The organism is Orrella sp. JC864, assembly GCF_037026685.1.
Taxonomy (GTDB): domain Bacteria; phylum Pseudomonadota; class Gammaproteobacteria; order Burkholderiales; family Burkholderiaceae_B; genus Orrella.
The window spans coordinates 1-25,616 of sequence record NZ_JBANET010000016.1 but is presented as its reverse complement, the minus strand read 5'-3'; the positions used below and the strand labels follow the sequence as shown (position 1 = coordinate 25,616).

At 70.4% G+C, this 25,616-nt stretch carries 20 protein-coding genes and 1 pseudogene; 14 read left to right on the top strand and 7 right to left on the bottom strand.

Annotated features, from left to right (window positions below; translation table 11 throughout):
- Positions 1-238 precede the first annotated feature (238 nt).
- A complete protein-coding gene (locus tag V8Z80_RS14770) occupies positions 239-1,441 on the top strand; it encodes an MFS transporter (RefSeq protein WP_442951984.1) in 1,203 nt (400 codons plus the stop codon).
- A 74-nt stretch (positions 1,442-1,515) separates the two neighbouring features.
- On the opposite strand, the gene V8Z80_RS14765 is transcribed toward V8Z80_RS14770, so the two are convergent.
- Positions 1,516-3,171 carry a DUF342 domain-containing protein gene (locus tag V8Z80_RS14765; RefSeq protein ID WP_336062526.1) on the bottom strand — a complete coding sequence of 552 codons (1,656 nt, stop codon included), beginning with the start codon at positions 3,169-3,171 and terminating at the stop codon, positions 1,516-1,518.
- Between the two features lie 219 nt (positions 3,172-3,390).
- Here V8Z80_RS14765 and V8Z80_RS14760 point away from each other — a divergent pair, with 219 nt between their 5' ends.
- The 5 genes from V8Z80_RS14760 (at position 3,391) to purU (ending at position 7,318) form a co-directional block, all read left to right on the top strand.
- Complete coding sequence (locus V8Z80_RS14760; RefSeq protein WP_155193004.1) at positions 3,391-4,524, top strand: MFS transporter; 1,134 nt, start codon at positions 3,391-3,393, stop codon at positions 4,522-4,524.
- The gene (locus tag V8Z80_RS14755) at positions 4,517-5,161 is read left to right on the top strand and encodes a gamma-glutamylcyclotransferase (RefSeq protein ID WP_336062524.1); all 645 of its coding nucleotides are present in this window, start codon (positions 4,517-4,519) and stop codon (positions 5,159-5,161) included. The genes V8Z80_RS14760 and V8Z80_RS14755 overlap by 8 nt, the downstream gene beginning before the upstream one ends.
- A 103-nt stretch (positions 5,162-5,264) precedes the next feature.
- On the top strand, positions 5,265-5,897 hold the full coding sequence (gene pdxH, locus V8Z80_RS14750) for a pyridoxamine 5'-phosphate oxidase (RefSeq protein ID WP_336062523.1): 633 nt from the start codon (positions 5,265-5,267) through the stop codon (positions 5,895-5,897).
- Positions 5,898-5,939: 42 nt separating this feature from the next.
- Positions 5,940-6,446 carry a flavin reductase family protein gene (locus V8Z80_RS14745; protein ID WP_155192835.1) on the top strand — a complete coding sequence of 169 codons (507 nt, stop codon included), beginning with the start codon at positions 5,940-5,942 and terminating at the stop codon, positions 6,444-6,446.
- 14 nt (positions 6,447-6,460) lie between these two features.
- Positions 6,461-7,318 carry a formyltetrahydrofolate deformylase gene (gene purU / locus V8Z80_RS14740; RefSeq protein ID WP_336062522.1) on the top strand — a complete coding sequence of 286 codons (858 nt, stop codon included), beginning with the start codon at positions 6,461-6,463 and terminating at the stop codon, positions 7,316-7,318.
- Between the two features lie 4 nt (positions 7,319-7,322).
- Here purU and V8Z80_RS14735 read toward each other — a convergent pair whose 3' ends face one another.
- Positions 7,323-8,225, bottom strand: coding sequence for a LysR substrate-binding domain-containing protein (locus V8Z80_RS14735; protein ID WP_155192838.1), 903 nt, complete (start codon positions 8,223-8,225; stop codon positions 7,323-7,325).
- A 142-nt stretch (positions 8,226-8,367) separates the two neighbouring features.
- Here V8Z80_RS14735 and V8Z80_RS14730 point away from each other — a divergent pair, with 142 nt between their 5' ends.
- Genes V8Z80_RS14730 through V8Z80_RS14720 form a run of 3 tightly spaced genes read left to right on the top strand, consistent with a single transcriptional unit; the run spans position 8,368 to position 12,213 of the window.
- Positions 8,368-10,056: a thiamine pyrophosphate-binding protein gene (locus tag V8Z80_RS14730; RefSeq protein ID WP_336062521.1), complete on the top strand. Its 1,689-nt coding sequence runs from the start codon at positions 8,368-8,370 to the stop codon at positions 10,054-10,056.
- A 34-nt stretch (positions 10,057-10,090) separates the two neighbouring features.
- Positions 10,091-11,278 carry an acyl-CoA dehydrogenase gene (locus V8Z80_RS14725; protein ID WP_155192842.1) on the top strand — a complete coding sequence of 396 codons (1,188 nt, stop codon included), beginning with the start codon at positions 10,091-10,093 and terminating at the stop codon, positions 11,276-11,278.
- Between the two features lie 23 nt (positions 11,279-11,301).
- On the top strand, positions 11,302-12,213 hold the full coding sequence (locus V8Z80_RS14720) for a LysR family transcriptional regulator (protein ID WP_155192844.1): 912 nt from the start codon (positions 11,302-11,304) through the stop codon (positions 12,211-12,213).
- 22 nt (positions 12,214-12,235) lie between these two features.
- On the opposite strand, the gene V8Z80_RS14715 is transcribed toward V8Z80_RS14720, so the two are convergent.
- The 3 genes from V8Z80_RS14715 to V8Z80_RS14705 all read right to left on the bottom strand — a co-directional run bounded on the left by V8Z80_RS14715 (position 12,236) and on the right by V8Z80_RS14705 (position 15,116).
- A complete protein-coding gene (locus V8Z80_RS14715) occupies positions 12,236-13,216 on the bottom strand; it encodes a Bug family tripartite tricarboxylate transporter substrate binding protein (protein WP_336062520.1) in 981 nt (326 codons plus the stop codon).
- Positions 13,217-13,301: 85 nt separating this feature from the next.
- The gene (locus tag V8Z80_RS14710; protein ID WP_336062519.1) at positions 13,302-14,195 is read right to left on the bottom strand and encodes a TauD/TfdA dioxygenase family protein; all 894 of its coding nucleotides are present in this window, start codon (positions 14,193-14,195) and stop codon (positions 13,302-13,304) included.
- A gap of 162 nt (positions 14,196-14,357) precedes the next feature.
- Positions 14,358-15,116, bottom strand: a complete 759-nt coding sequence (locus V8Z80_RS14705) for an IclR family transcriptional regulator (protein ID WP_155192849.1) — start codon at positions 15,114-15,116, stop codon at positions 14,358-14,360.
- A 169-nt stretch (positions 15,117-15,285) separates the two neighbouring features.
- On the opposite strand from V8Z80_RS14705, the gene V8Z80_RS14700 reads away from it, so the two are divergent.
- The 5 genes from V8Z80_RS14700 (at position 15,286) to V8Z80_RS14680 (ending at position 20,199) form a co-directional block, all read left to right on the top strand.
- Positions 15,286-16,224, top strand: coding sequence for a hydroxymethylglutaryl-CoA lyase (locus V8Z80_RS14700; RefSeq protein ID WP_336062518.1), 939 nt, complete (start codon positions 15,286-15,288; stop codon positions 16,222-16,224).
- 74 nt (positions 16,225-16,298) lie between these two features.
- The gene (locus V8Z80_RS14695; RefSeq protein ID WP_336062517.1) at positions 16,299-17,477 is read left to right on the top strand and encodes a CaiB/BaiF CoA transferase family protein; all 1,179 of its coding nucleotides are present in this window, start codon (positions 16,299-16,301) and stop codon (positions 17,475-17,477) included.
- A gap of 70 nt (positions 17,478-17,547) precedes the next feature.
- Positions 17,548-18,522, top strand: coding sequence for a Bug family tripartite tricarboxylate transporter substrate binding protein (locus V8Z80_RS14690; RefSeq protein WP_155192855.1), 975 nt, complete (start codon positions 17,548-17,550; stop codon positions 18,520-18,522).
- 177 nt (positions 18,523-18,699) lie between these two features.
- Positions 18,700-19,131, top strand: coding sequence for a thioesterase family protein (locus V8Z80_RS14685; RefSeq protein ID WP_155192856.1), 432 nt, complete (start codon positions 18,700-18,702; stop codon positions 19,129-19,131).
- A 168-nt stretch (positions 19,132-19,299) separates the two neighbouring features.
- Positions 19,300-20,199 carry an Rpn family recombination-promoting nuclease/putative transposase gene (locus V8Z80_RS14680; protein ID WP_336062516.1) on the top strand — a complete coding sequence of 300 codons (900 nt, stop codon included), beginning with the start codon at positions 19,300-19,302 and terminating at the stop codon, positions 20,197-20,199.
- Positions 20,200-20,226: 27 nt separating this feature from the next.
- Here the strand turns inward: V8Z80_RS14680 and V8Z80_RS14675 are convergent, their stop codons facing one another.
- Entirely contained in the window at positions 20,227-20,931 is a 705-nt protein-coding gene (locus tag V8Z80_RS14675) for a nitroreductase (protein ID WP_336062515.1), read from the bottom strand.
- 125 nt (positions 20,932-21,056) lie between these two features.
- Positions 21,057-25,616: pseudogene (locus V8Z80_RS14670) on the bottom strand (hypothetical protein); the annotation flags it as partial.

Below are 25,616 nucleotides of genomic sequence, written 5' to 3'. Positions count from 1 at the left end.
GGGCCGCTTTTTGCCTTGGGGCGGCCCGGCGGCAAAAAAGCCCCCACGCTGCGCCTTACGGCTTGCTGCCCCCCGGGGGGGCCGGCCGGTTCAGGGCGCGTTCAGCTTCCCGTTTCCCATCCCGACGTAGAATTTCCGACTTGCCCTCGCCCGCGCGGCCGGCCCGTCCACCGGGCTTGCACGCCTGCGCGAACTCGTCCCATCCCGCATCTCCAGGCGCCCGCCGGGCGCCTTGCCCATGACCGACGCATCCTTCAGCTGGAAAAAAATCGCCATCCCCGCCTTCGGCCCCTCGCTGCTCGACGGGCTGAGCAAGGGGGCCATCCTGCCCGTGGTCGCGCTGTCGGCGCGCGACCTGGGCGCCTCCGTGGCCATGGCCGGCGTGGTGGCGGCGCTGATCGGCGGCGGCTCGCTGCTGAGCAACATCCCCGCGGCGATGCTGACCGCCCGCTACGGCGAACGCAAGGCCATCGCCGGCGCGGCCGTGGTCAGCATGGCCGGCCTGCTGCTGGCGGTGCTGGCCACGCAGGTCTGGATGCTGGCCCTGGGCATGCTGATCGTGGGCGTGGCCAGCTCGGTATTCATGCTGGCGCGGCAGGTGTACCTGGTCGAAGCCGTGCCCCTGTCGCTGCGCGCGCGGGCGCTGTCCACGCTGGGCGGCATGACGCGGGTCGGCGTGTTCGTCGGCCCCTTCGCCGGCGCCGGCCTGATCCACCTGATGGGCCTGGCCGGCGCCTACTGGATCGCCATCGCGGCCATGGCCGCCTCGGCCTGGGTGGTGCTGCGCTGGCCCGACCTGTCCAGCGGCAAGGAATCGGCCAAGGACGTGCCGCGGCCGCAGATGCGCAAGGTGGCGCGCGAGAACGTCCGCACCTTCATGACCCTGGGCGTGGGCGTGCTGCTGGTCGGCGTCCTGCGTTCGTCCCGCCAGGTGGTGGTGCCGCTATGGGCCGAGCACCTGGGCATCGACGCGGCCACCACCTCGCTGATCTACGGCCTGGTGGCGGCCATCGACATGGCGGTGTTCTATCCGGCGGGCAAGGTGATGGACCAGCGCGGCCGCATCTGGGTAGCCGTGCCCTGCACGCTGCTCATGGGCCTGTCGCTGATCGGCATTCCGTTTACGTCCAGCATGGGCGCCTTCGTGCTGGTGTCGCTGGTGCTGGGTTTCGGCAACGGCATCGGCTCGGGCATCGTGATGACGCTGGGCGCCGATTCGGCGCCGGCGCACCAGCGCACCCAGTTCCTGGGGATCTGGCGGCTGATGTCCGACGTCGGCACCAGCGGCGGGCCGCTGCTGCTGTCGGCGGTCAGCGCGCTGGCCTCGCTGGCCGCGGGCGCCATGGTGATCGGCGCGCTGGGCCTGGTGGCGGCCGGGGTGTTCTGGCGGTGGGTGCCGCGCGGCCGGCGCGCCGGGGCGGCTGCCGGGAAGCCGTCCTAGGCCAGGCCGCGGGACGCCGGCTTGACGGCCGGCGCGGCCGGCCCGGCGGCCCGGCGGCTTGGCGGCCGGGCAGCTTACCGGATCACCACCGCGTCCTCTTCCAGCCTGGCCTGCCCGCCGGGATGGTTCTCGATCAGCCCCAGCGACCGCGACCCGACCTGCAGCTGGACGCCGCCGCAAAACCGGCGCGTGGCCTGGATGACGGCGCTGCGCATCTGGCTGATCTCGGCCGTGAGCGCCTCGTCGCGCGCGTCCAGCTCCTGCAGGCGGCCCTCGGTGGCGGCATAGGTAACGCGCACGCGGTCGGCCACGCCGTTGGCGCCTTTCTCGGGATTGGCCTTGAAGAAGGCCAGCAGCTTTTCCAGCTTGGCGCGCTCTTCGCGCACCGCCGCGCGTTCGCGGGCGATCTCGGCACGGCGCGCGGCCGCATGGGGATTGACGCCCACCTGGATGGCGGTGGGCAGATTGGAGAGCGAGCCCACCGTGGCGGCGCTGATCTTGCGCAGCGCGCGGCACCGCCCGCCCAGGATGGCGCCTTGCTCGTTGCCTTCGCCGCCGGCCACGATGCTGTCGCCGGCGGCGATGTCGCTCTGGCGGATCTCGCCTTGCACGCGCACGGCGCCGCCGGCGCTGACCACCGCATTGTCCAGGAAGCGCGCCTCGAGATTGCCCTCGCAGCGCAAGTAGGCCGCGCGGGTGTTGGCGCCCTGTTCCGGCCCGGTATCCAGCACCAGCGTCTCGCCGCCGCCGATGACGCCGCCGCGCACCGTGATGTTGCCGCCGGCCACGATATGGGCGGCCTCGATGGTGCCATTGACGACGATATCGCCGGCCACCTTCACCGACATGCCCGCCTTGATGTCGCCGCGCACCTTGAGCGTGCCGTCGAAATCCACGTTGCCGGTGGCCAGGTCGACCGACTCGACTTCCAGCACGGGGTCGACGCACACGCCCTGCCCGAGTTCGCGCGGCACGCCGGCGCGGGCGGCCAGCAGCACGCAGGGATCGTCCTCGGAAATCTCCACGCCGCTCAGGCCGGGCCGGAACGGCAGGTCGGGCACGGCCGCGGGCGGCAGCGGATCGCCGTGCAGGTTGCGGCCCTCGCGGCCCTGCTGCGCGGGGATGCGCCGCATCAGCGGCGTGCCCGCGGTCACCACCAGCAGATTGCCCAGGTCGCGATAGTCGACCCGCCCGGATTCGGCCTCGCCGGCGCGCTGGCGCTGGCGCAGGCTGGGCAGCAGGCTTTCGAAGCGGGTCGCGGCGCCCGGCTGCGGGGGATCGCCCGAGGCGACCAGCACGGCGGTGCACTGGCGCGCGGCCACCGCCTCGTGCAGCGCCTGTTCGTCCACGCCATAGTAGATTTCCAGCTCGGTCAGCCGCTGGCGCACCTGTTCGATGCCGACCGGCGCGCCGCCCTGTGGCGGCTCGATGCTCAGGTAGGCGCTCATGGCGTCGGCCGAGATCTCCAGGTCGAACCGGCCGTCGCGGATTTCGCCGATACGCATGCCTTCGGCGGCCTGGCCGCCGCGGCAGGCCGACAGGAAATCCCGCACAGCCGTCTCGTCGATGGCCTCGGCCGGCCAGCCCTGCTCGGCGCAGGCCGCCAGCACCTCGTCCAGCCCCGGCAGCGGCGGCTGTTCCCCTTGCTCGCCCTGGACGGCCGTATAGCTGGCCCGAATCAGGCCCGTGGCGCTGTCCAGGGCCAGCGCCAAGCCATTTTCCTTGTTCACCGGATCCACTCCCTGCCGCGAGGGCTTGTAAATTTGTTGCAAATAATATCCAACAAATTCAAGGTTTGCCATCGCGGCGGGCACCGCTGCCTCGACAAGACGGAAAACCCGGCCCAAAATAAGGGATTACCCAGCGCCGTGTCCAAGCCCACCCCCCACCATCGCCGCTTTCCATCCCTGCTCCCGCAGGGAGAGGCGCTTGCGCTTTGCACCATGAACATGGGCAACCACATGGCGCTGACCGGCGGGCGCATCGCCGTGGCGCTGACAGCCATTGCCCTGGGACTGTCCACTTTCATGGTGGGCATGGCGATGGCCCTGTTCGCCGTGCTGCCCATGCTGCTGTCGGTGCGCGCCGGCCGGCTGATCGACGCGATCGGCGTGCGCCGGCCCATGAAGGTGGGCGCGGCCATGACCTTCGCGGGCTGCGCCCTGCCCTGTGCCTGGAACAGCCGCCCGGCCCTGCTGCTGGCCGCCGTCCTGGTCGGCACCGGCTTCATGATGTGCCAGGTCGCCACCCAGAACCACCTGGGCAATGCCGAAGCGGGGCAGCGCCTGCGCAATTTCTCGCTGCTCTCGCTGATGCAGGCCGTATCGGGCTTCGGCGGCCCATTGCTCACCGGCCTGGCCATCGATCACCTGGGCTACCGCTACGCCTTCGGGCTGCTGGCGCTGCCGCCGCTGCTTTCGCTGTGGGGCGTGCACCTGCTGCGCCGGCGCCTGGCCCGGCCGCCCCCGCCGCTGCCGGGATCGCCCACGCTTGCGCCGCCCCGCGTACGCGACCTGGTGGCGATCGCCCCGCTGCGCCGGGTGCTGCTGGCCAACATGACGCTCTCGGGCGCCTGGGACACGCACCTGTTCATCGTGCCCATTTTTGGCGTGTCCATCGGCCTGTCGGCCACCACCATCGGCGTGGTGCTGTCCTGCTTTGCGGCGGCGACCTTCGTGGTGCGCCTGCTGCTGCCGGTCATCCAGCGCTATCTGGCGCCCTGGAAGCTGGTAACCGTGGCCATGTTCATGGCCTCGGCCAGCTTCCTGCTCTACCCGCTTTTCGATACGGTCGCCATGCTGATGGCGATGTCGTTCCTGCTCGGCCTGGCGCTGGGCTCGTGCCAGCCCAGCCTGCTCGCCCTGCTGCACCAGCATTCGCCCCCGGGCCGCGCCGCCGAGGCCGCCGGCATCCGGATGGCGCTGATCAATACCACCCAGATGTCGGTGCCCATGGCCTTTGGCGCGCTGGGCGCGGCCGTCGGCCTGGCGCCGCTGTTCTGGGCCTATTCCCTCATCCTGCTCTCGAGCGCCTGGCGCACCAGGAAGCTCGCCTTCGCGCCCCGCCCCGATCACCGTGAATAAGCCCGCCGCCACCGTCCGCCCCCACCCCGAGATTCCCCTTTGGACCGACGCGCAGCGGCAAGCCTCGCTGCAGGCGGCCATCGCGCAGATCCCGGCCGGCGATCCGGTCTGGGTGTTCGGCTACGGCTCGCTGATCTGGCGGCCCGACTTCGAGTTCGCCGAACGCCGCCTGGCTACGCTGCATGGCTACCACCGCGCGCTGTGCCTGTGGTCGCGCGAGCATCGCGGCACGCCCGACTGCCCCGGCCTGGTGTTCGGGCTGGACCGCGGCGGCTCCTGCCGCGGCGTGGTCTACCGGCTGCCAACCGAGGCGGTGGACAAGATCCTGCCCAAGCTGTGGGTGCGCGAGATGACCACCGGCTCGTACCTGCCGCGCTGGCTGAACTGCGCCACCGACCGGGACGCGGTGCGCGCCCTGGTCTTCGTGATGAACCGCGATGGACCGGGCTACGTGGGCGAACTGCCGCTGGACGAGCAGCTTGCCATCATCCGCCGCGCGGCCGGCGGCTACGGGCCGTGCACCGACTACGTGCTGGAGACCGCCCGCGCGCTGCAGATCGCGGGCATCCGCGACAGGCGGCTGCAGCACCTGGTGCGGGCCCTGCGCGAAGACCTGCGCCAGCTGCCCGAAGGCTGATGGCCCCGCAAGGGCGCGGTACACTGCACGCTTTGGCGGGCGCCGCGGGCCCCGCTTTCTTTGCGGCGCCGCTGCCGGCGGCGCGCCCTTTGCCGCTACGATCATGTCCATCGCCGATCTGCGCCAGAACTACGCCAAGCACCAGCTGCTCGAGCACCTGGCCGCCGCCACGCCCCTAGAGCAGTTTTCCCGCTGGTTCGACGAGGCGCTCGCCGCCCAGGTGCCCGAGCCCAACGCCATGACGCTGGCCACCGCCGACGCGCAAGGGCGGCCCTCGGCCCGCATCGTCCTGCTCAAGGGTTTCGATGCGCGCGGCTTTGTCTTCTACACCAACTACGATTCGCGCAAGGGCCGGGAACTGGCCGGACAACCCTGGGCCAGCCTGCTGTTCTTCTGGCAGCCGCTAGAGCGCCAGGTGCGCATCGAAGGGCCGGTGGAGAAAGTCGAGCCGGCCGAATCGGATGCCTACTACCAGAGCCGGCCGCTGGGCTCGCGCATCGGCGCCTGGGCCTCGGCGCAAAGCCGGCCCGTGACGCGCGAGGCCCTGGAGGCGGCCGCCGCCCGCTATGCCCAGGAACTGGGCGAATCGCCAGTCCGCCCGCCCCATTGGGGCGGCTATCGCGTCGCGCCGCACACCATCGAATTCTGGCAAGGCCGGCCCTCGCGCCTGCACGACCGGCTGGTCTATCGCCTGGCCCAGGACGACACCTGGCGCATCGAGCGCCTCTCGCCCTGATCCGCGGCGTCCGCCAGCCGACGCCGCCTCACACCAAGCAGCATGCGCGCAAGCCCTCCTTCCTTCGATTCCGTCCACTTCCGCACCGCGCTGGGGCGCTTTGCCACCGGCGTCACCATCGTGACCGCCGAGGATGCCGCCGGCCAGCCGGTGGGGCTGACGGTCAGCTCCTTCAATTCCGTCTCGCTGGACCCGCCGCTGGTGCTCTGGAGCCTGTCGCGCGGCTCGTCCTCGCTGGCCGCCTTCGAGCAATGCGAGCGCTACGTCATCCACGTGCTCTCGGCCAGCCAGCTGGCGCTGGCCTCGCGCTTTGCGCGCGGCATCACGCCCGAGCGTTTCCGGGACGTGGCGCTGACGCGCGCGCCCGGCGGCGCGCCCATGCTCGATGCGCCCTGCGCGGCCTGGTTCGAGTGCCGCAACCGCAGCCGCTATGCCGAGGGCGATCACATCATCCTGGTCGGACAGGTGGAGCATTGCGCCCACACGCCGGCCATGCCCCTGGTCTACCATGCGGGCGGCTTCGACCTGACCCCCGCGCCGCAACCCTGAAACCCGCACCCTTCATGCCGCAACACAACGATTTCATCCTGACGCTCTCCTGCCCCGACCGCACCGGCATCGTGTACCGCGTAAGCGGCCTGCTGTTCGAATTGAACGGCAACATCCTGGATGCCCAGCAATTCGGCGACGAGCAGACCGGCCGTTTCTTCCTGCGCGTGCATTTCGACCTGCCGCCGGGCATGGACGGCGAGACGCTGCGCGAGCGCTTCGCGCCGCTGGCGCAGGAATACGGCATGCAATGGGAGATCCACGATGCGCGCCGCCGCGCCCGCCTGCTCATCATGGTCAGCAAGCAGGGCCACTGCCTGAACGACCTGCTGTTCCGCACCCACAGCGGCCAGCTGCGCGCCGACGTGGCGGCGATCGTTTCCAACCATCCCGACTTCGAGCCCCTGGCGCGCTCCTACGGCATCGCCTTCCATCACCTGCCGGTCACGCCGGAGAACAAGGCGCAGCAGGAACAGCGGCTGCTCGAACTGGTCCAGGCCGAACGCATCGACCTGGTGGTGCTGGCGCGCTACATGCAGATCCTGTCCGAGAACCTGTGCCGGCAGCTGCAAGGCCGGGCCATCAACATCCACCACAGCTTCCTGCCCAGCTTCAAGGGCGCGCGGCCCTATCACCAGGCACACACGCGCGGGGTCAAGATCATCGGCGCGACCGCGCACTACGTCACGCCCGACCTGGACGAAGGCCCGATCATCGAACAGGACATCGAGCGGGTGGATCACACCTTCGAGGCGCAGGACCTGGTGCAGGTGGGCAGCGACGTCGAGTCGCTGGTGCTGGCGCGCGCGGTGCGCAGCCACGTCGAGCACCGCATCCTGCTCAACGGCAACCGCACGGTGGTGTTCCGCTGAAGCGTCAGCGCGGCACGGCCTGCCGCGCGACGGCGCTGAGCCAGCTTTCGAAATGCCCCAGGGCCTCGGACTTCGGGCGCTGCAGGGGATAGGCGAAGAAATAGGCATGCGGCACCGGCAGCGGCTGCTCGACCGGGATGCACAGCTCGCCGCGCGCCAGCGGGCCCTCGGCCAGGAAACGCGGCACCAGCCCCACCCCCAGGCCCGCCGCGGCGGCCGCCAGCACCATCGTGAACAGCTCGTAGCGCGGCCCGGCGGCGGCCGCGGCGGCGCCGTCGTGGCCGTGCGCCGCATACCAGTCGCGCCAGGCGTCCGGCCGCGTGCTCAGGTGCAAATGGACCATGCCGGCGGGCAGGCCGCTGGGCGCCCGGCCCGCGGCCAGCGCGGCGGGCGCGCAGACCGGGACCAGCTCCTTCTCGGGAAACAGCCGGCAGCCCTGGGTGCCGGCCCACAGGTGCTCGCCCTGGTAGATGGCGGCATCGAAAGGATGATCCTTGAACTGGAAAGGCTGGGTGCGCAGCGACAGGCTGACCGTGATGTCCGGGTGCAGGCGCTGGAAGTCCGTCAGCTTGGGAACCAGCCAGGTGGTGGCCAGCGTGGGGAACACCGCCACTTCCAGGTTGCGGCCCATGGCGGCCTGGCTCACCAGCGAGGCGGTATCGCGCTCGATCTGCTCCAGGTGGTGGCGGATGCGCCCCGCGTATTCCAGGCCCGCCGCGGTGGGCACGATGCGGCGGCGGACGCGCGTGAACAGGGCCACGCCCAGGCGCGCCTCCAGGCCGGCCACCTGGCGGTAGACCGCGCTGTGGGTCAGGGCCAGTTCCTCGGCGGCCCGCGAAAAGCTGCCCAGGCGCGCCGAGGCTTCGAAGGCCTGCAAGGCCGCCAGGGATGGTACGGTGTGGGTCATGGGTGCCTGGTCGCGCGCGCGGCCTGTTCGGGAAAAGGCAGCCGGGCGCGCAAGTTCGTGGACGACGTGCAATCCGATCAATAGATTGTGCAATTTTATCAATTGCCTTGTGCGCCCAGCGCACATTAACCTAGCGGCCACTATGCCTACATCCAAAGAGACAGCCCCTGCCCGCTCCGGCGGGCGCATCCTGGTCGACCAGCTGGCCATACACGGCGTGGACCACGTGTTCTGCGTGCCCGGCGAGAGCTACCTGGCCGTGCTCGATGCCCTGGTCGATTCCGACATCGCCGTCACGGTATGCCGCCAGGAGGGCGGCGCGGCCATGATGGCCGAGGCCCACGGCAAGCTGACCGGCGCGCCCGGCATCTGCATGGTCACGCGCGGGCCCGGCGCCTCGAACGCGATGGCCGGCGTGCACATCGCCAGCCAGGACTCCACGCCGATGATCCTGTTCGTCGGCCAGATCGAGACCGGCATGCGCGAGCGCGAGGCCTTCCAGGAGATGGACTATCGCGCCGTGTTCGGCACCCAGGCCAAATGGGTGACCGAGATCGACGATGCCGGCCGGCTGCCCGAGCTGGTGTCGCGGGCCTTCTACGTCGCCACCTCGGGGCGCCCCGGCCCGGTGGTGATCGCCCTGCCCGAGAACATGCTGACCGACATGGCCGAGGCGGCCGACGCGCCGCGCTACGAGGTCGTCGAAACCGAGCCCGGCGCGGCGCAGCTGCAGGCGCTGTCGCAGCGCCTGGCGCAGGCGCGCCGCCCCATCGCCATCCTGGGCGGCAGCCGCTGGAGCGCGCAGGCCGTCGAGCAGTTCGCCGCCTTCGCCGAACGCACCCGCCTGCCGGTGGCGGTGTCGTTCCGCCGCCAGATGCTGTTTCCCGCCCGCCATCCCTGCTATGCGGGCGACGTGGGCCTGGGCGCCAACCCGGCGCTGCTCGAGCGCATCCGCCACAGCGACCTGGTGCTGCTGGTGGGCGGACGGATGTCCGAGAGCCCCAGCCAGGGCTACACCCTGTTCGACATCCCGGTGCCGCGCCAGCCGCTGGTGCACGTGCATCCGGACAGCAGCGAACTGGGCCGGGTGTACCGGCCGGCACTGGCCATCCATGCCTCGCCCACGGCCTTCGCCGCGGCGCTGGATGCCGTCTGCCCGGACCTGGACCCGCAGCGCGAATCCGACATCGAAACCCTGCACCAGTCCTACCTGGCCTGGAGCGACGGCGCGGCCGTGCGCACGCCCGGCGCGCTGCAGATGGGCCAGATCATGGACTGGCTCGAACGCACCCTGCCCGACGACGCCATCCTGACCAACGGCGCGGGCAACTATGCCACCTGGCTGCACCGCTTTCACCGCAACCGCTGCTACGGCAGCCAGCTGGCGCCCACCTCGGGCTCGATGGGCTATGGCCTGCCGGCCGCGGTAAGCGCCAAGCGGGTGCTGCCCGAACGCATGGTGGTGTGCTTTGCGGGCGACGGCTGCTTCCTGATGCATGGCCAGGAGTTCGCCACCGCGGTGCAATACGAGCTGCCCATCGTGGTGGTGGTGATCGATAACGGCATGTACGGCACCATCCGCATGCACCAGGAAAAGCATTATCCGGCGCGCGTCTCGGCGACCCAGCTGCGCAATCCCGACTTCGCCGCCTATGCGCGCGCCTTCGGCGGCCACGGCGAGCGGGTCGAGACCACCGGGCAGTTCGGCCCGGCCTTCGAGCGCGCGGTGGCCAGCGGCAAGCCGGCCATCCTGCACTGCCTGCTCGATCCCGAGGCGATCACGCCCACCGCCACGCTGACCCAATTGCGCCAGGCCGCGCAAAAGACCTAGACCCTTCTCACGCATTTGCATTGGAGCCTTACCAATGGCCGTTTCCTTCAACTGGCAAGACCCTTTCCTGCTGGACAGCCAGCTCGACGACGAAGAGCGCATGGTGCGCGACGCGGCCGCCGCCTACGCGCAGGACAAGCTGCTGCCCCGCGTGCTGGAGGCCTTCCGCAACGAGCACACCGACCCGGCGATCTTCGCCGAGATGGGCGAGCTGGGCCTGCTGGGCGCCACCATCCCCGCCGAATACGGCGGCGCGGGCCTGAACTACGTCAGCTACGGCCTGATCGCGCGCGAGGTCGAACGCGTCGATTCGGGCTACCGCTCGATGATGAGCGTGCAGTCCTCGCTGGTGATGGTGCCCATCAACGCCTTCGGCAGCGAAGCGCAAAAGCGCAAGTACCTGCCCAAGCTTGCCCGCGGCGAGTGGATCGGCTGTTTCGGCCTGACCGAGCCCAACCACGGCTCGGATCCGGGCAGCATGGAGACGCGCGCGGCCAAGGTGGACGGCGGCTATCGCCTTTCCGGCACCAAGATGTGGATCACCAACTCGCCCATCGCCGACGTGTTCGTGGTGTGGGCCAAGGTGCGCGGCGGCGAGGACGACGGCAAGATCCGCGGCTTCGTGCTGGAAAAGGGCATGCGCGGCCTGTCGGCCCCGGCGGTGCACGGCAAGGTGGGCCTGCGCGCCTCCATCACCGGCGAGATCGTGATGGACGAGGTCGAGGTGTCCGACGAGCAGATGCTGCCCGGCGTGGCGGGCCTGAAGGGCCCGTTCACGTGCCTGAACTCGGCCCGCTACGGCATTGCCTGGGGCGCGCTGGGCGCGGCCGAGGACTGCTGGACACGTGCGCGCCAGTACGTGCTGGACCGCAAGCAGTTCGGCCGGCCGCTGGCCGCCAACCAGCTGATCCAGAAGAAGCTGGCCGACATGCAGACCGAGATCGCGCTGGGCCTGCAGGGCTGCCTGCGGCTGGGCCGCATGAAGGACCAGGACATCGCCGCCGTGGAGATCACCTCGCTGCTCAAGCGCAATTCCTGCGGCAAGGCGCTGGACATCGCGCGCATGGCGCGCGACATGATGGGCGGCAACGGCATCTCGGATGAATTCGGCGTGGCCCGCCACCTGGTCAACCTGGAAGTGGTCAACACCTACGAAGGCACCCACGACGTGCACGCCCTGATCCTGGGCCGCGCGCAAACGGGCATCCAGGCCTTCAGCTAAAGCCCGCGGGCCGCCCGGCCGCCATGCGCCTTGACCTGACCACCCTGCAGCTGTTCGTGGCGGTGCTCGAGACCGGCAGCATCGCCGCGGCGGCGCAACGCGAGCACATCGCCGCCTCGGCGCTGAGCAAGCGCATCGCCGAGCTCGAGCGCGCCGCCGGCGTGCCTTTGCTGTCGCGCCATGCGCGCGGGGTGGAGCCTACCGCCGCCGGCCAGTCGCTGGCGCGCGGCGCGCGCGTGATGCTGCGCCAGGCGGCCGACCTGTCGGCCCAGATGCAGGACTATGCCTATGGCGTGCGCGGCCACGTGCGGCTGTTCGCCAATCTTTCCTCCATCACGCAGTTCCTGCCGGACGAACTCAAGACCTTCCTGGCCCGCCACCCCGGCGTGCGGCTGGACCTGGAGGAGCGGGTCAGCAGCGTGGTCACGCGGGCGGTGGCCGAAAGCGAGGCCGACATCGGCATTTTTGCGCTGTCCGACGAGCGCGAGGGCCTGGCCGTGCATCCCTATCACGAGGACGAGATGGCCCTGCTGGTGCCGGCCGGCCATCCGCTGGCGCGGCGCCGCACGGTCGGCTTCCTGCAGACGCTGGCCTACGAGCACGTCGGCATGCACCGCGGCAGCGCCGCCAGTTTCCTGCTGCATCGCCAGGCCAACGCGGCCAACCTGGAGTGGCGCGTGCGCTTTCACGCCACCTCCTACGATGCGCTGGTCTCGCTGGTGCGCGCCGGCCTGGGCATCGGCGTGCTGCCGCTGCGTTCGCTGGACCTGTACCGCCGCGACGGCGTGAAGGTGGTAAGGCTGTCGGACCCCTGGGCGCGCCGGCGCCTGTCGGTCTGCGTGCGCGCCGAGGGACCGCTCTCGAGCGCCGCCAAGCTGCTGCTCGAACACCTGCTGGCCTCGGCGCAGGCCGCGCAGCGGCCGCCGCAGCACTAAGGCCTGCCGCCGCCGCGCCGCTTCAGTTCACCGTGATGTTGCCATCCTTGATGACCTTGGCCCACTTGGCGATTTCGCTGTCCACGAAGGCGGCCAGCTGGGCCGACGAACCGCCGCCGGGCAGCGCGCCCTGCGCCTGGAGCCGCTCGGTGATCTCGGGGCTGGCCAGCACCTCGGCGGCGTCCTTCTGTATCTTGCGCAAGACCGCCTCGGGCGTGCCGGCCGGCGCGAACAGCGCCGTCCAGCTATAGGCGCTAAAGCCCGGCACGCCGCTTTCGGCCACCGTCGGCGTATCGGGCCAGGATGCCGCGCGCTGCTCGGTGCCGATGGCCAGGGCCCGCAGCTTGCCCGACTTGACGTGCGGGCCGGCCGACAGGGCGCTGTCGAACAGCACATGGCATACGCCGCCTATCGTATCGACCAGCGCCGGGCCGCTGCCCTTGTAGGGCACGTGGGTCATCTCCACCCCGGCCGAGGACTTGAACAGCTCGGCCGCCAGGTGCGAAGGCGAACCCGGGCCGATGGAACAGTAGTTGACCTTGCCGGCGTTGGCCTTGGCCCAGCCGACGAAGGCCTGCACGTCCCGGTGCGGCGAGCTGGCCGGCACCACCATCAGCAGCGGCAGCGTCGTGGTCTGGATGATGGGCTCGAAGTCCTTGACGGGGTCGTAGGAGATGTTCTCGAACAGGCTGACATTGACCGTATGCGGGCCGCTGCCGTTCATCAGCAGCGTATAGCCGTCGGGCTTGGCGCGCGCGACCTCGTCGGTCCCTATCATGCCCGAGGCGCCGCCGCGGTTTTCCACCACCACGGGCTGGCCCCAGCGTTGCGCCAGCGCCTGGCCGAGCAGGCGCGTGATGGTGTCGGTCGAGCCGCCGGCCGGATAGGGCACGACGATGCGCACCGGCTTGGAAGGGTAATCGTCGGCCGCGTGCGCCGGACCGATGGCTGCGGCCGCGCCGGCGGCGCACAGCACTCGTGCTGCGATCTGCATGAAACGCATGGTGGTGTCTCCCTGGTTATTGTTGTGCGGCGGCCGGCGCGGCGGCTCGCCTGGCGCCGCCCGGCAGGCGGGCGGCCCGCGCGGCTCAGGCCGCGGCCGAAACCGGCCGCCGCTGCGGCAGCACGTCGGCCAGTCCGTCGGCCTCGGTGGCCGAGATGGTGGTGCGCACGATGGCGCGCGGCTGCCCGCCGGCCCACGGACGGCCGCGGTGCATGGTGGCGCGGTTGTCCCACATCACCACGTCGCCCGGACGCCAGCTGTGCACGTAGGTGTACTGCGGGGCGGTGGCCTGTTCGATCAGCTGGGCCAGCAGTTCGGCCGCATCCTGCTCGCCCATGCCCTCGATGGCGCCGGCGTGCGAGGCGATGTAAAGCGCCCGGCGCCCGTTGACGGGATTGCGCCAGGTCAGGCGACGGCGCACCGGCGGCAGCGCCGCGCGCTCGGCCGCGCTCATCATGTTCGGGTCGATGCGGTCGCGCGACGTGGCATAGCTGTGGATGGCGATGGCGTCGCGCAAGCCCTCCTGCTGGCGCGGATCCAGGCGATCCCAGGCCGCGCGCGTGGAGGTGAACTCGGTCTCGCCGCCGTTCTCGGGAATGACCCGGGCCGAGAGCACCGACGCCAGCGCCGGAATGGCCTTGAACGAACTGTCGGTATGCCAGAGCTGGTTGGCGCGCGCCACCAGCACGGCCTTGTCGCTGGGCGGCACCACCTTGCCCTGCGCATCCATGTTGTTCAGGCGCGAATAGAAGGTGCCGTGGCCGGCCGAGCCGACCTTGGTCAGTTCCAGCGGCCCGAAGGCGCGCGAGAAGGTGGCCTGCAGGTCGTCGGTGACGGGCTGGTTGCGCCATACCAGCACGGAATGCACCTCGAACGCGGCGCGCACCTGCGCAAAGGCCGCCGCGTCCGACACCGCATCGAGCAGGTCCAGGCCTTGTATCTCGGCGCCGAAATCCTCGTGCAAGGGAACGATCTGCATGGTGTCTCCTGGTGGCTATCGGGCCTGCGCGGACCCGTGTCTTCTTGTCGGAATCGAGTCTATCACCGGGGCTGCGCACGCAAGGCATGCAGGCGCGGCGGGCCATGCATTTACACATGGATGAAAAAAAGCCCGCGCCAAGGCAGGCCGGCACGCCCGGCGCTAGACTGACGCGCGCGCGTGCGCCAGTTGCGCGATGCCCGTGCGCAGGGCGGCGATGATCCGCTCGGCCTTGCGTTCGAGCCGCTCGACCGGCCCGTGGATGCCCAGGGAAAAAGCCCGGCCGAAACGCCGGTCCGGCAGCAGCACCGCGATGTTGCCCGCGCCCGGCTCCAGCGTGTGCCTGGAGAACAGGTAGCCCTGCCGGCGCCCCTGTTCGATATGGGCCATCAATTCGGCCAGCACGATCTTCCTGCCGGGGTCGCGTTCGTGGAAGTTGATGCGCCGCACCAGGGCCTCGATCTCGGCGTCGCTGCGCGCGCCCAGCATCATCCAGCCGCTGGCCGAACGCGCGATGGGACGCGTCATGCCGATGGGCACGGCGTACCAGATCGGCAGCACCGACGGGATCAGGTACATGTACTGCACGAACAGGTCGCTTTGCGCGCCCACGGTCACGGTTTCGCCGAACTCGTCGGACAGCTGCTTCATCAGCCGCAGCACCTCGCCTTCGCCGAACAGCGCCTGCTGCACCCAGTTGCCCAGCGTGGCCATGCGCATGGTGGGCAGGTAGGTGCGCGAGAAACGGTCGTATTCGAGATAGCCCAGGGCCACCAGGCTCTTGAGCAGCGCCGAGGCGCTGGAGGCGGGATAGCCGAAGCGCTGGGTGAACTCCTTGAGCGCCATGGGCCGACGGACCTCCTCGAAGGCTTCCAGGATTTCGAAGACCCGCTTGGACGTCTTGATCGGCTGTTCCGGCATTTTTTCTTGGTCGAATCGGCATGCCCAGCGTCCTACGATAAACCAAACGGCAACCGGCCGGCGCCAGCCATCGCATTTGGCGATGGCTGGCCGAAAAATGGCGAATTGTCCCCCCGTCCCGGCGGGGTCATGATTGCGGGCGAGGTGAGAGACCAGGAGGAGACAACCCATGCAATGGCCCACCCGGGTGGACGTGATCGACGTCGGATTGCGCGATGGCTTGCAAAGCGAAGCGGCCTTCGTGCCCACCGACGCCAAGATCGCGCTGCTCAACCGGCTGATCGACGCGGGCGTGCGCCACATCGAGGCCACGTCCTTCGTATCGCCGCGCGCGGTGCCGCAGATGGCCGACGCGGCCCAGGTCCTGGCCGGCGCGCGCCGCGTGCCGGGCCTGGTGCTGTCGGTACTTGCGCCCAACGCCAAGGGCGTGGAGCGGGCCCTGCAGGCCGGCGCCGACGAGATCGTGGTGTTCGTGTCGGCCTCCGAAAGCCACAACGGCAAGAACCTGAACCGCCCGGTCGAGCGCTCGCTGCAGGACATCGACGAGATCGCGGCGCTCACGCGCGGGCAGCAGGTCAAGCGCAAGGGCGCGGTGGCCGTGGCCTTCGGCTGCCCCTTCGAGGGCGACGTGGACCCGGACCTGCTCGAGCGCATCGTGGCGCGCTATGCCGAGCACGGCTTTGACGGCATTACGCTGGGCGACACCACCGGCATGGCCACGCCGCCGCTGGTCGAACGCACCGTGGCGCGGCTGCAGCAGCGCTTTGGCAACCTGCCCATCTCGCTGCACTTTCACAACACGCGCGGCATCGGTCTGGTCAACGTGATGGCCGGACTGCGGCTGGGCATCTCCACCTACGAAGCCTCGCTGGGCGGCATCGGCGGCTGCCCCTTCGCGCCGGGCGCGACCGGCAACATCTGCACCGAGGACCTGCTCAACCTGCTGCACGAGATGGGCATCCAGACCGGCATCGACCTGGACCGGCTGGTGCAGGCCGCCCGCTTGCTCGAAGACATCATGGGCCGGCCCCTGCCCGGCCAGGTGATGAAGGCCGGCCCGCGCAGCGCGCTGCACCGGCTCGACAGCGTCTGCGCGGCGCAAGGATGAGCCCGCCAGGCAGCCCCCAGGGGGAATACCCGAATGCGCGGCACGAGGGCGGTCCGGCGAGCCGGTCCGGCGCCATGCCGCTATCGGGCATCCGCGTCCTGGACCTGACCCGCATCATCTCGGGACCCTTCTGCTCGGTGCTGCTGGCCGACATGGGCGCCGAGGTCATCAAGATCGAATCGCCCGGCGAAGGCGACCCGGTGCGCCGCCAGGGCGTGGTGCGCGACGGCTTGAGCTGGTATTTCGCCAACTACAACCGCAACAAGCGTTCGGTCACGCTGGACCTGTACAGCCCCCAGGGCAAGCAGGTCCTGGCGGAACTGGTGCGCAGCTGCGACGTGGTGGTCGAGAACTTCCGTCCCGGCATCATGGAAAAACTGGGCCTGGGTCCCGAGCCGCTGCGGGCGCTGCGGCCCGATATCGTGCATTGCGCCATCAACGGCTTCGGGGCCACCGGGCCTTATCGCGACCGCCCCGCCTTCGATTTCGTGGCGCAGGCCATGAGCGGCTTCATGAGCCTGAACGGCGAGGCCGACGGCCCGCCGCTGCGCGCCGGCCCGCCGGTCAGCGACCTGGTGGCCGGGCTGCACGGCGCCCTGGGCATCGTGGCCGCCCTGCTGCGGCGCGAGCGCACCGGGCAGGGCGAGTCGCTGAACGTCAGCCTGCTCTCGAGCATGATCAACCTGCTCAGCTTCCAGGCTTCCAACTATTTCGCCAGCGGCGAGCTGCCGCCGCGCCATGGCAACGATCACGGCATCGTGGCCCCCTACGGCCTGTTCGAGACGGCCGACGGCCAGGTGGCCATCGCGCCCAGCAACGACATGATGTATGCGCGCCTGCTGCAGGCGCTGGACATGCCCGAGCTGGCCGATCACCCCGACTACCGCACCAACGCCCTGCGCATGCGCAACCGGCTGGCGCTGCGCGAGGTGGTGCAGGCACGCACCCGAACGCAAAGCACCGACTACTGGATCGAGCGCTGCAACCGCCACGGCGTGCCTTGCGGACCGGTGCTGGACGTGCGCCAGGTGTTCGACGATCCGCAGGTGCGCGACCAGCAGATGGCCATCGACGTGCCCCACCCGGGCCATGGCGAAGTCCGCATGCTGGGCTTTCCGATCAAGTTCGAGCAGGCGCCGTGCCGCGTGCGGCATCCGGCGCCCGAACTGGGGGCCGACACCGACGCCGTGCTCTCGGAAATCGGCATCGGCGCGGCAAGGCTTGCACAATTGCGCCAGGAAGGCGTTATATAAGCGTTCCGGCCAATCTTTCGCCGATCCGCCTGGCGGGCGGCGGAGCCAAAACAACAACGGAGGAGTCTTCATGAAAATGCGTTACCTGCTGGCTGGCCTGCTCGCGCCTGCCGCGCTCGTCCTGGCCGCGCCCGCCGCGGCGCAGGAATACCCGGTCAAGCCGCTGCGCCTGGTCATCCCCTTCCCGCCCGGCGGCGGCACCGACTTCCTGGGCCGGGTCGTGGCCAAAGGGCTGGGCGAGTCCACCGGCTGGAACGTGGTGCCCGAGAACCGCGCCGGCGCGGGCGGCACGGTGGGCCTGGGCTCGGTGATGCGCGCCGCGCCGGACGGCTACGAGATCGCCCTGGGCCAGATCGACAACATGGTCATCGCGCCCGAGGTCTACAAGGAGATCGCCTACGACGCCACCCGCGACTTCGCGCCCATCGGCATCGTGGCCGAAACGCCGCTGGTGATCGTCACCCGCGCCGACTCGCGCTTCAAGACCCTCAAGGACGTGGTCGACGAGGCCAAGCGCCAGCCCGGCGCGCTGAACTACGCCTCGCCGGGCGCGGGCACCATCACCCACCTGGCCGGCGAGCTGTTCCAGCAGGTGGCCGGCATCAAGCTCGAACACGTGCCCTATCGCGGCTCGGGCCCGGCCATGGCCGACCTGCTGGGCGGACAGGTGCCGCTGATGGTCACCTCGATTCCCTCGGCCAACCCGCAGATCCAGGCCGGCAAGGTGCGACCGCTGGCGGTCACCTCGCCCGAGCGCAGCCCGGCCATGCCCGACGTGCCCACCGTGGCCGAATCCGGCTACAAGGACTTCGACGTGCGGGTCTGGTATGGACTGGTGGCCCCGGCCAAGACGCCGCAGGCGGTGCAGGAGCGCCTGAACACGGAACTGAACAGGATCCTGGGCCAGAAGGAGATCCAGGACGCCATCGCGGCCCAGGGCGCCCAGGCCAAGCCGGTGACGCAGGCGCAGTTTCGCCAGACCATCCAGGACGACATCGTGAAGTGGAAGCCGGTGGTCAAGGCATCCGGCGCCAAGGCAGAATAGGAAGGGCCCCCACGCTGCGCCTGCGGCTTGCTGCCCCCCGAGGGGGCCGCTTTTGCCTTGGGACGGCCCGGCGGCAAAAGAAGCCCCCACGCTGCGCCTGCGGCTTGCTGCCCCCCGAGGGGGCCGCTTTTGCCTTGGGACGGCCCGGCGGCAAAAGATCCATAAACAGGAGAAGTCATGGCATTGCAGCCAGGATTGCAATTCGAGTTCCGCTACGAGGTGCCTCGCAAGGCCCTGGTGCCGGTGCTGTTCGACGACATCGAGGCAGCGCGCGCGTTGCCGCCGGTGCTGGCCACCGGCTACATGGCCGGCATCATGGAATGCGCCTGCCTGGACGCCATCCGGCCGCATACCGACTGGCCGGCGCAGCAAAGCGTGGGCACGCTGGTGTCGTTCAGCCACCTGGCCGCCACGGTGGCGGGCGATACCGTGACGGTGCGCGGCACGCTGGTGGGTGTCGAAGGCCGCAAGCTCGTCTTCGAGGTTGAAGCCCACGATGGCGCCGAGAAAATCGCCGAAGGCCGCCACGAACGCGTGCTGATCGACGCGGCGCGCTTTCGCGAGAAAGTGGCGGCCAAGGCGCAACGGCAGGGGCTGGCGCTGGAGTAGGCCGGCAGGCGGCGGCAGGCAGACCAGGCCGCACGAGCCGGCCTTGCCGGCCGAGCGCGATGGGCCTGCCGTCGGTAGGTTTCCCCATGGCCAAACGGTGGCGCCACGTGATCGGCGCCGCGGTCGCACCGATAAAGTGGGTCCCGGCGAAACTTACGCGGACTCCCGATGCCGAGAAACCTGCCACATTGGCCGGACCACAACCGTGGGCTGGCGCTGTCCAACGACTTGGTCTTCAAGACCCTGTTCGGCCGCGCGCCCCATCTGCTGTCGGACCTCGTCAATGCCGTCAGGCATCACGCCGCACCGATCGAACTGGTGCGCGTGCTCAATCCGACCATCCTGCCATCCGAACTGCAAGGCAAGCAGGTCGTACTCGACGTCCTGGCACAAGATGCGAACGGCTGGCGCTACGCTGTGGAAATGCAGTGGCGCCGATACCTGCACTGGCCCGAAAGAAACGTGTTCTATCTATCCCGCAGCCTGGCCGGGCAATTGCGCAAGGGAGAAGACTATCGGCTGCTAAAGCCAGTCATCGGCATCAGCCTGCTGGGCCAGGACCTGTTCCGCCTGCGTCCGGAACAGGCCGATTGGTTCTTCTCCTTGCGCGACGCAAGGAATCCTGAGGTGGAAGCCACGCAAAGCCTGCAACTCCATATAATCGAGCTACGCAAGGCCGAAAGGCTGCAAGGCTTGCCGCCTGCCCTATCGGCCTGGGTCGCGTGCCTGCTTCACAACCTGGACAAGGACGCCATGAGCCGAATCCATCATCCGCCGGTGCGGGAAGCGCTCAGGCATCTGGACGCGCTTTGCTCGGACGAACAATTGCGCATGGCAGCCGAGCGCCGGCAGCAGGCGCTCATAGACGAACAGGATGCGTTGGACCTGGCTCGCCTGGAAGGCCAGGCAGAAGGCCAGGCCGCCTTGCTGCATGCGCTCCTGGCGCATCGCTTCGGTCCCCTGCCCCCGTCCTTGCAGACCACGCTTCGGTCCGCCGGCAGCACGCAGTTGCAAGCCTGGGCGCTCAAATCGCTGCAGGCCCGCACGCTGGACGAAGTCTTGGGCTGAGCCCACGAGCGGGCCTGGCCAGGCCGGTCACGACAAAAAGCGCAGGTAGGTCTCCAGCGGCTCGCGCTCGCTGACCAGCGTGTTCTCGATGGCCTCGTTATCCATCCAACCCAGCGCCATGCCGCAGACCAGCATTTCGTCCGGCGCGAACTTCAGCTCGCGCGCGATCACCGCGTGGTACGGCACGAAAGCGGCCTGCGGACAAGTGTCCAGCCCCAGCGCGCGAGCGGCCAGCATCACCGATTGCAGGAACATGCCGTAGTCCAGCCAGCTGCCCTGCGACATGATGCGGTCGATGGTGAAGATCAATCCCACCGGCGCGCCGAAGAACTCGTAGTTGCGGCGGTGCTGCGCGTGCATGGCCGCCTTGTCGCCGCGGGCGATGCCCAGCAAGGTGTACAGATCCCAGCCCACCTTGCGGCGCCGGTCCAGGTACGGCGAGATCCACTGCTTGGGATAGTAGGCATACTCGCCCTGGTACGGCGACTGGTCCGGCTCGTCGTAGGCCTGGGTCAGCGCCCGGCACAGCGACTGGCGAGCCTGGCCGGTCAGCACGTAGACGCCGCGCCAGGGCTGGGCGTTGTTGCCCGAAGGCGCGCGCCCGGCCATTGTGAACACACGTTCAATCAACTCGCGCGGCACCGGATCGGGGCGATAAGCGCGCACCGAGCGGCGGGTGGACAACGCCTCTTCCAGGGAAAGCGCGGCGGCGGTATCGCAGGACGGGGGCATGCAGGCTCCTTGCTGGGTCGATGCCTTATTGTGCACCGGCCCGGCATGGCCCACAGCCCCGCGTCATCACTCATGCCCCACGCCTGGCGGCTTTGCCAGGCATCCCGCCGCCCCGCCAAAGGGGCTTACAAGCCCAAGGCGCGAGGCACCTGCGTGGCCTGCGCCGCGTCGAAGGCCGTGGGCGCCAGAAAACGCAGATCGCCGCGGCTGTCCAGCGTCGCCTGATCGAACAACAACTGCATGCGGTTGCGCACGTCGATCAGGCCGCCCTCGACCGTCACCGCGCCGTCGGTGAAGTGTTCCGGCAAACCCAGCTGGGCCGCGCGGTGGTTCAGCGGCAGGGTCACGGGAGCCTGCCCGTCCAGCAGCACGTAGGGCGCGGACAGGCGCACCTGCGCGCCGGGCGTGACGGCCATCAGCACGCCGCGGCGCAGCGTCAGGCTGCGGCCCAGCGCCAGGTCCACGTCGCCGTCGAAGGCGATGGCGCTGCGGCCCATCAGCGACAGGCTGTCGAAGCCGCCCGCGGCCAGCTGCGCGGCGCTCAGGCTGGCGCGGCCCAGCGCCAGGCTGTCGTGCGCCTGGCCTGCCACGGCCTCGCCGGCCAGGCGCCAGGCCAGTTCGTCCTGGCCGATGAACAGCACGCGGCCGATGTCCAGTTCCACCGGAAGCGGCGTGCTGCCGTTGGGCAGGCCGTGGACCAGCCCTTCCAGGCTCAAGGACAGCTCGCCGCCCGAAGCGTTCGCCCCGCCCCCGTGCGCGCGCATCGTACCTTCGTTGTAGATGCCGTAGTACGAGCGCATGGCGATCCGGCCGCCGTCGGTGGCCACCGTGTGCGGCACCGCCGAGACGGCCGGCCGCGCCGCGCCCCACAGCACGGCGGCGCCTTGCTGGCGCGAGGCCGGCGCGTCCAGCACCGCCTGCGCGCCCGAGACGTCAAGCAGCGCGCCGTCGCGCACCACCACGTAGGCGTCGGCGGCGCGCTCCAGGCCTTCGTCGCCGCCGCTGTAGTTCGCCACGTAGTGACCGTCGCGACTGCCCAGCACGATCTGCCCGCCGGCCAACACCGTACCGTAGCGCAGGCCCTGCGCGTCGATTGCGGTGTAGGCGCGCCCGGCCGCGTCCAGTTCGGCGTGCCCGCCGATCCACACCGACCGGCCGTTCGGCCGGTCGGCCAGCTCGCGTGCCTTGTCTTTCAGATTGAGCACTTCGATAAGTCCGCCCGGCGCCTCGATGCGGCCTTCGATGGTGACCTGCCCACCCGCGCCCAAGGTCACGCGCTGGCCCGGATCGACCACGATTTCGGCATCGCGGCCCAGATGGACGCCGCCATCGCTGCGCACACCGGCCTGCGTGCCGGCCGAGCCGCCCAGCAGCGTCAGGCTGGCGCCGGCGCGTTGGCTCAGCACGCCACGGGCCGGATCCTCCATGAACAAGGGCAGCTCGCGCACCAGCTCCAGCGCTGGGCCCGCCTCGCGCCCGCCCGTCTGCAGCGCCTGCGCCGTCGGCCGGTATACCGGCACGCCGGGCTGCAGCCGCGCGCCATCGAGCACGGCCACTCCGCGCCGCGCCGCGATCTCGTAGTGCGAGAAACCCGCGTGCAGCCACTTGTCCGCATCGAACTGCGCCACCGGCGACACCGCCAGGGATCCGGCGTGATGCACCGAACCGGCCGGCAGGACCGTGCCGGCCTCGTACACCGTGTCGGTCAGCGCCGGGGTGCCCGCGGCCACCGTATAGGCGGGCGTGGGCAGGAAGGCCAGCGAGGCCGGCACCTCGTAGCCGGCGGGCAGTGCGCCCGCGTTGATGCGGGTGATGACCGCGCCTTCCGGCACCACGCGGTTATTGCCCGTGCTGCCCTGGTAGCGCGTGCTGCCCACGTACACATCCATGTTGGTGCCGTTCAGGTCCCAGCCGCCGGGTCCGACGGGTACCGACAGCGTGGCGCCCGTGTTGGTGAAGTGGATCGTGGTGTCCAGCACCTGGCCGGCCCGGATTTCGGTATAGGCCGTCGGCATAGGCAGCCGCTGGCCGGCGGCCACCGTCAGCGGCTCGGTCAGCACCAGGTCGATGCGGGCCGTCTCGCCCGCGGGCAGCTCGCCGTCGGGGCCGATCAGTTCGCCGCCGATGGACCAGCCTTCGCCGGTCTGCAGCCGCAGCGTGCCGCTGCCCGACCCTTGTACGCCATAGGCGCGCACCTCGCCATCGAGCGTCAGGACGCCGGCGCCGGTAACAAACCCGGGGGCCGCCACGGCCAGCAACGCCACCGAGCCGCCCGCCCCGCCGCGGATCGTTTCATCGCGCAGCACCGCCGCGCCGCCCGAGGCATCGATCACGCTGCCCGGGGCCATCGCCACGTGCTGCGAGCTGGCCAGCTCCACCGTGCCGCCATCGGTCCAGGCCAGGCTGGCCGCGGCCTGCGGATCCTGCAGCAGGTTCACCCACAGCCCGCGCACGTCCAGCCTTGCGCCTTCGTGCAGCGTCACCGCCGCTTCGCCCTCGGATGGCGAGAGCACCACCTGCCCGGGCGCGGCCACCGTCTCGTCCCGCGAGCCGCTGGGCGTAAACAGGTTGCCCGCCGCAATGCGCCCGCCGCGCGCCACGATCTCGCCGCGGATGTCCACCACCGAGCCGGTCAGCCGGATTTGGCCACCATCAGCTACCTGCAGGGCCGGACCCGACGGACCCTGGGCGGCAGGGGCGCTGCCCTCGGCCCCCGGCGCCTCGCTCGGCACCGCAGCCCCCGGCGCCCCGCCCACCGTCACCGTCCCGCCGACCGCCAGGTCCAGCACGCCGAAGCCCTGCGCATTGACCCAGTCCGTGTCCAGCCACACCGTATTGGCCCGCTCGGGCGCCGCGTGCAGCGCATCGGGCGCGTCCAGGTCCAAGCCGATGGGCGCCACCTGGCCGATGTGCAGGTCCGTCTCGTACACCCCGATGCGCCCGGCCATGCGCCCGTTGGTCTGGTAGCCGTGGCGCCCCAGCACCAGCGCCCCGGGCCGCGCCACCGCGTAATGGCTTTGCAGATACGCATCGCGCAGCGCCGCATCCGGACGCTGCCACTGGCGCGCACCCTGGTACGCCTGCGCATCGACCTCGCCCTGCAGCACCGCCGTGGGCGCATCGATCACCAGCCGCCCCGCGTCGCGCCCGACCGTATAGCCCGTCTCCCAGCGCCGCGCCGGCGCCACCAGCGGGTTGTAGAAGCGCCGCGTGGCGTTCTCGCCCCAGCGCGCATGCACCGACTCGTAACCCTGGTACAGCCCCGTGTACACCACGTCCGCCGGCGCCTGCGACACCTCGTACAGCCGTCCGTCGGCCCCGCGCAGCCAGCTCTGGTTGATGTAGCCTTCCAGCACATCCACCGTGCCCCCGGCCAGGTTGATCTCCGAACCCTCCTGCGTGAGCACCTGGCCCCCGCGCAAGCTCACCGTGCCGCCTTGCGCCGTCCAATGGCCGATGCCGCTGGGCGTATTGGCCAGCCAGCCGCTGACCTCCAGCAGGCCGTTGGCCGTATACAGCAGCCCGTCCTCGGTGGCCACCAGCAGGCGCCGGTCCACCCACACCCCCAGGCTGCTGAGCAGGCTGCGGTCGTTCTCCGGATCGCTGTCGCGATTGCGCGGCGCATCGCGCAGTTCGTTGCCCTGGATGTCCACCCGGATGGCGTTCTCGGCCATCGCAAGGCGCACCCCCACGCTGCCCGAGACGTCCAGCTGCGCGCCCTCGCGCACCTGCACCCGGCCCGCGCCGCTGGCCGGATCCACGCCCGCGCCCGGGTCGCGGCCGGCCGCCACCGCGATCTGCCCGCCCGTGGCCAGCGCCAGCGAGCCGGGGATGTCTCCCGCATGGCCCTGGAAATCCACCACCCCGCCGGTCACGATCTCGATGCGCGACTGGTCGCGCCGGTCCTGGCCCTGCCACAGGTTGTCGAAAGCCTGCCCGGGCGCCAGCTCCGGCGCCTGCCCGCGCAGCACGTCCTGGCGCGCCGACTCCTCGATCAGCGCCAGGCGCTGGCTGTCCAGCGCCGTGGCCCCGTCCTGGCCGATACTCACCCGCCCGGCCTCGTCCAGCGACAACTCCCCGGCCACCACGGCCGCGACCGCGCCCGGCGCCAGCGTGATGCGCCCCTGGCTGTCGCTGACGCTGTTGAGCAGGTGGATGGCCCCGCGCGCGTTCACGCTGGTGCTGGCCAGCGTCACGCTGCCCGGCCAGGCCTGCCCGTCGGACTGCGGCGCCAAGGCATCGGTCCCGCCCAGCCGCACGTCGCGCCCGGTCAGCGTGATGTCGCCCTCGGCAGCCAGGATCAGGCCGCTGTTGGACGCCTGTCCGCGCGAGATCGCCGCATCGATGCGCGAGACGTCCAGCGCCGCATCGGCGCGCGGGGCCACTTCGTTGCCGCGCGTGGTCGAGTACGTGGTGCCGCCTTGCGAGGCGTCGGTGACCAGCCCCTTACGGATCACGAAGGCATCGCCCGCGGCCAGCAGCGTCTGCCCGCGCGGGGTGTGGATCGTGCCGGCGTTGCGGGCCTCTTGGCCCAGCAGCAGCACGTAGCCCCCGCCCTCGGTGACCGAGCCGGGCGCATGCGTGGCGATGCGCGCGCCGCGCTCGACCGACACCTGGCCCAGCGCCTCGGTGAAGGTCGGCGTATAGGTGTTGCCGCTTTGCGGGCCGTACAGCCCGCCGCCTTC